The sequence below is a fragment of the Corynebacterium sp. HMSC070H05 genome, from assembly GCF_001837615.1.
Lineage (GTDB): Bacteria > Actinomycetota > Actinomycetes > Mycobacteriales > Mycobacteriaceae > Corynebacterium > Corynebacterium coyleae.
The window spans coordinates 64,151-73,268 of sequence record NZ_KV833282.1 but is presented as its reverse complement, the minus strand read 5'-3'; the positions used below and the strand labels follow the sequence as shown (position 1 = coordinate 73,268).

Sequence of the window (9,118 nt, the reverse complement as noted above, 5' to 3'; positions counted from 1 at the left end):
CGAGCCGAAAGCACAAACGGCTACACCACTACACGGGACTTGACCGCCCCACAGAGTAAGAGCCAGCAAGCACAACACCAGCGCTATTACTACGCGGCCAGAATGAAACGCCTTAATAAACACATTAAGCACCCAGAGTTGCATCGATGGAAACCATAGAAGAACAGTGAAGCATGAAAGTTACGGTTCGTCCCGCCACCCAGCAATCGAATTTTCAACTATCAACTTATCGACGTTGAATCAAAAGCGATGCCAGAACCGGCCGATCAGAACCCCCGATATCCAATCGAAAAGCGAGGCGATAGCACTTCAAACTAGAGCACCTTTAGGCTTTGTTCCGCGACCCAAAGTACCTTTCCACTCTGAAGTGCCCCGAGTTTTGTTCCTAGGCATTTGCCTTGATTTCTATTTTTGCTTGGGGCGCTGTCCATGTTTTATCTGTTTGGCACCATCCCAGAGCCTCAACAAAAAGGGGGACAACGACCAGCAGTACCCGAACCAGGGAATTTGCCAGCTTCGGGGTAAAACTTTCCCAAGATAAGCAAACTAGATAGGGTCGCATTTTCCATTTTTAGCATCTCGTTTCTGCAGCTCAACAATTGATTCAGTGAGCGAGAAGTCCGGATTGTCTTGTCGGAACTGCTTGATTGCAGACGCTGAGGGGATGGGTAGGCTCGAATCGATTTCTTGGGCCTTCGAGAGGTTTCTGTTTGGCTTTAGTCCCCACACTCCGATGATTGCGAGAACAAGCGCTAAGACGAACTGCCCCGTAACGATGGCCACTACTGCCGCCCCAATTGACAAACAAGACCCTATGTACTCTAGTTTTTCGAGCATATCTTCCTCTTGTGCAACTATTGCTACATGCGTGCGCTAGTCGAAGCACTTTTCCTGCACGCCAGCGATTCCTACGAGCTCCGCCGCGAGTGCACCGACAGCTCCACCGAGAGCTTGCAGCTTCTCGTAGCTGAAGCTCGCCCCCCACATGACGCGAACGGCTTCCGCCACTCCTCCAAGTTCTTTGATATAGCGCTTTATCTTGAGAAGTTTGGCGGCTCCAACCAAATTACCTGCGATCATCCCCGTAATTGCCCCAGTACACCCAAGAACACTGGCGTAAGTAGTTACCCCCGGTGTCCCTGTCACAAGGTTTTGCTGGACCCATGTTTGAGTAGCAGCATCGCCTTGAAGGAGGACTTCATCTGGAATAGACATGATGGTTTTCAGGTCGGCTTCCATTTGCTGTGCCTGTTCGGCAAATGCAGGGTCAAATTCAGTGCTGGTGCCCGCTGCATGCTTCGTGGAAATCCCTTTACCATTGCTCTTTTGAGTGCTGATAGAGGGGGCGTCGGTGGGTGACGGAGTAGCGTACGCGGCTGACACTGACGCGACCGAGCATGCAATGGTCAGCGTGACTGCCCCTGCGAGGACACGATTACGGTGAAAAAACATAGTACCTCTCTAGTGGTGGACTGGATTGGAGACACTTTTGAAACTAACCGCCTACCTGCAGAAAGGGCAATAGTTCAGATCACTTCTGGAACTTTAGTATCCACAGTGGTTCCAAAGGTTGCACTCCTTTTTGGAGCGCCTTAATCTTTTCGGCTCAAAAACAACTTGACGCTGTCGCCGTTGGCGCCCCAGGGAGTGGTGGGAAATAGATCAGTGGTTAAAGAATTCGCCCAGAACCACCCGAGCGACAGCATCCACGCATCCATCCGCCCTTTGCCTACCCGTGGTTGGCGCATCGCCACCGGCGCGCCGGCAACCGACCTCGCTAATTCGCGCGCTTGTTCGATAATTTCCCGCTGCTCATCAGAGGTGAAAAACGCAGGTAAATGCACCACCCCAGGCATGACGCGGTTGGGTTCGCGTGGGATCACGGTGGCGTCGAAAAGCATCTGCCCAACATACCGTGTCGTGGCCGTTTTATATGATCTTCAAAATAGCCACCCAGGATGTTCGAACACCTGAACTCTTTATTCTTCATTATTCCGTTATACCCCCTTGCGTATCGCTTGTTTGTTCGATACTATAGCACCATAGACGAAAGGGGGGACCATGACAACGGCAACCGCACCACCGAAAATTTTCCGCAGTCAGCGACCAGATGATCCAGACAGCCGAAACGCTCAAATGATTCGCGATATTTACTGGACAATGTTCGGCGAGTACGCATATCCGGGCCTCGAGGTGGATGATTTCGACCTCACTGTTGAGAAGGTGCAATCGGCCACCAGTTGGAACAAGGGGTTTGTAAAGAACGCGATCCTCGGACATGCAGTCCTACAAGAACTTCCACGGCTTCGCGCGCTACAGAGCAACACACGGGTGATGGACATCGGCCACCTGACCGCTGCATATACCGCGATCGAGGAGCTCGGCCCAGATCCAGACGAGGAAGCACTCGCGCTTATCGACGAGATCCTGGTCGACACCTTCACCCCCAAACGCAACAACCAGCAGATTCCGCAACGCAAGACTGTCACCGACCGCATCCGCGCTGCAATTAAACGCCTAGACAAGTCGCGCGGGTACAACGCAAAGAAGCGCGATGAACGCGAACAGGATACGAGCGACACGTTCCGGATCGACTGCTTCTCATTCGGCGGGGAGGACCGCGCGTCGATAGAGATATTCACCAACCCAATCGCCGCCGGTCGTGTCGGCGCAAGTGTGAAAGCTGTCGCCCGTGAGCACGGCCTCAGCATGCCCGAGGCCGCTTTGAAGTTGCTGTCCGGTGAAATCGCGGGCGCATCCGTCACACCGGTGCTCAACGTGTACAGCCCGAAAGACCGCGAAGAAGGCGACCCAGTGTTCCTCCCCGGGTTGGGTTGGACCGATGCTGAAACCACCGCAGCCTTTGAAGACTGGTTGGCGTCCACCGACCACGTCGAACGCGACCTCGACGCAGCAGCCGTACAGAAACTAAGCGGCTACGCACCGAACGAGGCGATGCGTCACGCTGTCATCGCCCGTGACGGCACCTGCATTTACCCTGGCTGTAACCGCGCAGCACAGCAGTGCCAGCTCGACCACCGCATCCCTTACGGCGAAGGTGGCGAAACGACAGTGGACAACCTATTCGCGCTGTGCCAACACCACCACAATCTGAAAACGGATCGTCGCGGGTTCTACATTCCCGATCCGGTCACCGGTGACATCGTCTGGCTTTTCGCGGACGGCACATACGAAATCTGCACACCGGAAGGTCTCCTCAACGAGCAAGTCACTCCGACGAACCCGCGGTGGAAGTCCAGCCTGGCCAACGTACGGAAAAACCGTGCCCGGGCAGCGGAGTTCTACGCCAAAGGTCACCGAATCCTGGACATTTTCGACGACACCCTCGACGAAGAAGCAGCCACCACCGCGATCGAAGAACTCGAGCAGGAATACAACATGGAATTCCCATTCGCACCCGAAATGCCGTGGGAAGAGCCACTCCCTCCAGAACCGGACGACGAGGAACTGCCGTTCCCAGACCCGGAAGACTACTACCCAGAGGAAAACCCGTTCCACGAACAACCAAAGATTGATCTGCCTTACTTCGCTCGCAGATTCAGATTTGATGACCTTAAAAACCTGGTGCTTGATATCGATGGGGACAACTTTGGGCTGGCAACGTAGATCACCGCAGGTAGAACTTGTCCACCACGTCGTATTTCGGCCCGCCACTTCTCCCCTTGCCCAGGTGGGACTCGAGCAGGAGCACTTCGTCGACGGCGAATTCTGGTCCGGTGTAGATGGCGAGGGCGTGGGCGTGGTCGTCGAGAAGCAATGGGTCCCTGGTGCGCGTCCCGGTGCGGGCGACGGTGAGATGCGCACGTTGGCGGCGGCGCGCATCTGGGTCGAGTTGGCAGTCCGCCATGAGGTCTTTCAGAGGTGCTTTGTCGCCGCCGACTCCGATCCACATGGTGCGGCGTTCGAAGCAGCCGGCGCCCCGCAGATGCAAGCGGAGGGGCCGAGTGAAGGCAGTCGCTTGGGAGAGATGATCGGTGACCAGGTCGGCGTCGTTGGGTTGGTTGCCGTAAAACGCCAGCGTGATGTGCCAATTGTCCGGGTCAGACCAGCGCACTTCGGTGCCGGAGAAGTCCCGGATGGGGCGCAGGGCGGTGATGAGGTGTTCGCGGACTTCGTCGGGTGGGACGATCGCTGCGAAGAGGCGTCTCATGGCCCACACGCTACCCTGGATTGCCATGTTCGACCTGGCGAAAATCGGCCGCGACCTTCCGGTGTCGCAAGTCGTGGACAAGATCCCCCACCACGGTCCCCTTGTGGTGGAAGCGCCGCCGGGTACGGGCAAGACGACGTTGATCCCGCCGGCGATCGCAAACATTGCAGGAAAGACGCTGGTCACGGCGCCAAGGAGGGTGGCGGTGCGGTCGGCGGCGAGGAGGCTTGCGTTTCTCGACGGCACGCCGCTCGGCACCAAAGTCGGTTACTCCATCCGCGGGGAGCACAAGGATGGCTCCGAGGTGGAGTTCGTAACCCCCGGGGTGTTGTTGAATCGCCTGCTCAAGGACCCCGGTTTGGAGGGGGTCGGTGCGGTGGTGATCGACGAGGTGCACGAGCGCCAACTGGACACGGACCTGGTGTTAGCGATGTGTATGGAGGTCGCGCTGCTTCGCGACGACCTCTACCTCACCGCCATGTCCGCCACCCTGGACGCGCAAAAGTTTGCCGACCATATGGGCGCGCAGGTCCTGTCCACGGAGGCGGTGACGCACCCACTGGACATCACGTATGCGCCCCACCCGGACAGGATCCGGGGAACGCGCGAGTTCTACAAACACGTGGCGCAACAGACGCACGGCACGGAGCGGACCTTGGTATTTGTGCCGGGTGTGCGCGAGGTGGATTCGGTGTGCGGGTTCCTGGACGATGCGGTCCCCCTCCATGGGAGGCAGAGCAGCAAGGAGCAGGATGAGGCGCTGAACGGGCCAGCGAGGGTGGTTGTGGCGACGTCGGTGGCGGAGTCGTCGATAACTGTGCCGGGCGTGCGCAAGGTGGTGGACGCAGGCCTGTCCAGGGTGCCCAAGAGAGATAACAGGGGCATGACGGGCCTGGTCACGGTGTCGGAGGCGAAGACGAGTGCGGATCAGCGTGCGGGTCGTGCGGGCAGGCTCGGTCCGGGCGAGGTTGTGCGGGTGTTTTCGCGCGACGATTACGCCAACTTCCAGGCGGACATCACACCCGAGATCCTCACGGCGGATCTGACGGGTGCGCTGCTGACTATGAAGGCGTGGGCGTCGCCGGACTTGCCACTGTTGGATCAGCCGAAGGACTACACGGAGGCGGAGCAGAATCTGGAGGCGATTGGGGCGCTAAGCAACGGAAAAATCACCGATTTTGGCAAGAGGTTGGCCAGTTTCCCGCTGGATCCGCGGCTGGGCGCGGCACTGTTGACGTTCGGTTCGCAGGCAGCGGGCACGATCGCGCGGCTTGCTGGCGAAGTGGATGCGAAGCGGCTGCGCAGGCTTGTCGACGACAAAGGCCCGGCGAACCCCGGCGAGGTGATTGCGGCGGCGTTTCCGCAATGGATTGCGAAGAAGGTCGGCGAGGGCGAGTACCTGTTGGCGTCGGGGACGCGCGCGAAGTTCAACTCGCATAGTGAGTGGATCGCGGCAGCGGAGATCCAGCGCACACCGACACAGGTGATCATCCGAGATGCCGAACCGATCGCGTTTCCGCAGGACAGGGTGACCGAAACCAAGAAAGCAATGCTTGTCGACGACAAGGTACGCGGCCGGCTCGTCACCTCCGTCGGTGCGATTGAGCTCTCCTCCACCCCGATCAAACTGACTCCCGACGAGGCGGCGGAAGCGCTCACCCACCTGCGGTTTGAGGACTTCCCGCTCACCGACAAGGAGCAGCACCTGAAGGAACGGCTGGACTTCCTGCACGCCACCCTTGGGTGGCCGGATGTGAGCGAAGGGGACTATTCGGTTGAGGTTTCCGAGGTGGCGAGGGGGTCGTCGATAGGCAATTGCGATATGCGGGCGGCGATGCTGCGGCAACTGGATTGGAAGCAGGTCGCGGAGTTGGACCAGGTGGCGCCGAAGGAGTTTGAGTACGCTTCTGGCAGGCCGGTGAAGCGGGTGAAACTGCAGCACATGTTTGGCAAACACGGCCAAACAGTCGCGGGCGTGAAGGTGCTGTACCACCTGCTGTCGCCTGCGGGTAGGCCGCTTGCGGTGACGGATGACCTGGACAGTTTTTGGGCGGGGCCGTACCAGCAGGTGCGCAAGGAGATGCGGGGCCGCTACCCCAAGCACGCGTGGCCGGAGGACCCTACTTCACACACTGGGAAATAATCGCGCCTGCGCCAGCGAGGCCTGCGACGGCGAGGATGGCGGCGATGCCGAGGTCAACGTCGCGGGAGTTGAGGTCCCGAAGTTTCAGATCGACGCTCAGGGCGTTCTCGACGACCAGGTTGAGGTCGTTCTGACGCGCGGCCAGCGGCAGGCTCATCTGGGAGGCGAACCCAAGCGGCAGTAGCACGAGCAGTGGCAGGCCGACGCCGATGGCGGTGGCGGAGCACTTCGGGGAGACCTCGGGGGCGTATTCGACGAGCGCGTCGAGGATCGCGCCTTCCTGGTTGAGGTCGGTCGAAGCGTCCTTGCTGATGGTGACGCGGACGGAGAAGACTCGCTCGGTCTCGTCGGCAAGCACTGCGCGGACGGGCCACTCGTACACACCGGGGGTAACCCCCTCCCCCGGCGTGAGGTGGATGGAACCGTCGGGGTTCAAGGTTGCCCAACGCGGTAAGTCTTCGGCTTCGTACCAGGCTTCGCCGATGGGCAGGGGTGCCTCGATGGTGGCGGTCAGGCCCGGCACGACTGCTGTTTGTTTGTATCCGTCATCGGCATACGCTGGGGAAACGGTTGCCAACGACAGTGCAATGGCACATGTCATTGCCGCAATTCTCTTGCGCATTTGCCGCCTCCCTCAGTTGTTTATGCTTTAAACGTTCTGTATCGATTGATGATTGTAGTAGACAACCCCTGGGGTAGTGTTAGTCGCCATGACAAAGCGCACCGTTTCGGTCTGGACGCTGGTCTCCCTCATCATCGGATCGACCATTGGTTCCGGCATTTTCGCGCTCCCCCAAAACATCGGCTCGGTCGCGAGCCCCGGAGCGATGCTTGTTGGTTGGGCAATTGCCGGTGTCGGCATGTTGTCCATTGCTTTCGTGTTCCAGATCCTGGCGGTGAGGAAACCCCACCTGGACTCCGGCGTGTACGCCTACGTGCGCGCCGGCTTGGGTGACTTCATCGGATTTACCGCAGGTTGGGGCTACTGGCTCGGCTCGGTGATGGCCCAGGTTGGGTATGCCACCTTGTTCTTCGGCACACTGAGCCACTATGTGCCGGTGCTGCAGAACCGCTGGGTGTTGGCAATCGCGGTGTCCGCAATGAGCTGGCTGATCCTGTGGGGGCTGACGCGCGGCCTGAAGCAGGCGGCGGTGATGAACGTGGTCACCACCGTGGCAAAACTCGTACCCATCCTGGCGTTTATTGTGCTGGTGGCGTTCCTGGGGTTCTCGTGGGACCGCTTCACCACCGACTTCTGGGGCAACGCCAACAGCGCACCGTTTAGCGCTCAGTTGAAGGGCATCATGCTGTACACGGTGTGGGTGTTCATCGGTATCGAGGGCGCGTCGGTGTACTCCAAGCAGGCTCGCCGCCGCAGCGATGTGGGCCGTGCGACCATCATCGGCTTCCTGTCGGTGTTGGCCCTGCTCGTGGCGGTGTCCACCCTGTCCTACGGTGTGCTCAGCCAGGAAGAGTTGGCGGCGCTGCCGGACAACTCGATGGGTGCCGTGCTTGAGGCAGTTGTCGGCCCGTGGGGTGGCGCGCTGGTCTCTATCGGTCTGTGCTTGTCGGTGCTGGGTGCGTACGTGTCGTGGCAGATGCTGTGCGCCGAGCCGATTGTGATGATGGCCCGCGATGGGTTGTTGCCCAAGCGATTGGCGACGACGAAGAACGCCCAGGTCCTGTCCACCATTGTGATCCAGTTGTTCGTGGTTGTGTTCTTTGTCTCGGCGGCGTCGTACAACGGCATGGTGCAGTTGGCCACGATCATGTACCTGCTGCCCTACATCTTCTCCTCCATCTACCTGGTGCTCATCGCGCGCGATAACCACGTTCACTTGGTGGTGGGGTTGATCGGTTCGGTGTACTCGCTATGGCTGATTTACGCGGCGGACCCGGTATACGTGCTGTTGGGCGCGCTGGCGGTGGTGCCGGGCATGGTGCCGTACGTGGCTACCCGGCGCGCCAACAACGAGCGTTCCTTCAACACCTTTGAGTGGTTCGTTGTGGCGTTGGTGCTGGTCGGCGCGGTTGCGGCCATTTATGGCCTAGCCAATGGCTCCCTGGTCCTTGAGTAGTTTCACGCACAGCACCACCACGAGGATGAGCAGGGCGACGCGCACCAGTTTGGAGCCGCCCTTGAGCACCGTTCTCGTGCCGATCTGCGCGCCGATCACGTTGGCCACCGCCAAGATCAGCGCCAGTTTCCAATCGATGTAGCCACCCACGCCAAAGACAATCAGCGCGCCGAGATTCGTGGCGGTGTTGACCACTTTGGCCATCGCCGCCGACTGGAGAAACTGCTGCGTGAAAATGGCGGTGAACGCCATGATCAAAAACATGCCGGTGCCCGGGCCGAAGATGCCGTCGTAGGCGCCGATCAGCGCCGCTGCTGCGAATCCCAGCGCAATTCTTATCGACGACACCCTTCTCTCCCCGGTCGTCCCAAACGTCGGTTTGACCACCACGAAGATGCCGACGGCGATTAGGAGGGTGATGATGATCGGGTTGGCGATGGAGTCGTCGATAAGCGAAACTGCAGTTGCTCCAAGCGCGGCGGCGATGCCTGCGATGAGGGCATAAATCCACGTGAACTTGGGCACCCCGACGCGGCGCACGAGCGAAACTGCGGCCGAGGCGGTGCCGCTGATCGCCGCAACCTTGTTGGTGGCGAGCACGGATGCGGCGGGCATGCCGGTCGTCGCCATGAGTATCGGGATGAGCACGAGGCCGCCGCCGCCGATCACCGCATCGATCCAACCGGCGAACGCTGAGGCAGCGATAAGGAAGGCGAGCATACGACT

Annotated in this window: 8 protein-coding genes; 3 read left to right on the top strand and 5 right to left on the bottom strand. The window is 59.6% G+C overall.

Translation table 11 applies throughout. From position 1 onward, the window contains the following. Positions 1-873: 873 nt before the first annotated feature. The gene (locus HMPREF2617_RS11810) at positions 874-1,452 is read right to left on the bottom strand and encodes a hypothetical protein (protein WP_083279376.1); all 579 of its coding nucleotides are present in this window, start codon (positions 1,450-1,452) and stop codon (positions 874-876) included. 140 nt (positions 1,453-1,592) lie between these two features. After that, positions 1,593-1,901, bottom strand: coding sequence for an alpha-ketoglutarate-dependent dioxygenase AlkB family protein (locus HMPREF2617_RS01890; RefSeq protein WP_070839421.1), 309 nt, complete (start codon positions 1,899-1,901; stop codon positions 1,593-1,595). Positions 1,902-2,136: 235 nt separating this feature from the next. On the opposite strand from HMPREF2617_RS01890, the gene HMPREF2617_RS01885 reads away from it, so the two are divergent. Then, a complete protein-coding gene (locus HMPREF2617_RS01885; protein WP_070839418.1) occupies positions 2,137-3,627 on the top strand; it encodes an HNH endonuclease signature motif containing protein in 1,491 nt (496 codons plus the stop codon). A 1-nt stretch (position 3,628) separates the two neighbouring features. Here HMPREF2617_RS01885 and thpR read toward each other — a convergent pair whose 3' ends face one another. Further along, positions 3,629-4,171: an RNA 2',3'-cyclic phosphodiesterase gene (gene thpR / locus HMPREF2617_RS01880; protein WP_070451970.1), complete on the bottom strand. Its 543-nt coding sequence runs from the start codon at positions 4,169-4,171 to the stop codon at positions 3,629-3,631. Between the two features lie 25 nt (positions 4,172-4,196). Between thpR and HMPREF2617_RS01875 the strand changes: the two genes are divergently transcribed. After that, positions 4,197-6,314, top strand: a complete 2,118-nt coding sequence (locus HMPREF2617_RS01875; RefSeq protein WP_070839429.1) for an ATP-dependent RNA helicase — start codon at positions 4,197-4,199, stop codon at positions 6,312-6,314. Here the strand turns inward: HMPREF2617_RS01875 and HMPREF2617_RS01870 are convergent. Then, on the bottom strand, positions 6,292-6,936 hold the full coding sequence (locus HMPREF2617_RS01870; RefSeq protein ID WP_141762980.1) for a Rib/alpha-like domain-containing protein: 645 nt from the start codon (positions 6,934-6,936) through the stop codon (positions 6,292-6,294). The genes HMPREF2617_RS01875 and HMPREF2617_RS01870 overlap by 23 nt on opposite strands. An 88-nt stretch (positions 6,937-7,024) precedes the next feature. Here HMPREF2617_RS01870 and HMPREF2617_RS01865 point away from each other — a divergent pair, with 88 nt between their 5' ends. After that, complete coding sequence (locus tag HMPREF2617_RS01865; protein WP_070829734.1) at positions 7,025-8,392, top strand: basic amino acid/polyamine antiporter; 1,368 nt, start codon at positions 7,025-7,027, stop codon at positions 8,390-8,392. On the opposite strand, the gene HMPREF2617_RS01860 is transcribed toward HMPREF2617_RS01865, so the two are convergent. Further along, entirely contained in the window at positions 8,363-9,112 is a 750-nt protein-coding gene (locus HMPREF2617_RS01860) for a TSUP family transporter (RefSeq protein ID WP_070829732.1), read from the bottom strand. The two genes, HMPREF2617_RS01865 and HMPREF2617_RS01860, sit on opposite strands and share 30 nt — an antisense overlap. Positions 9,113-9,118: the final 6 nt, after the last annotated feature.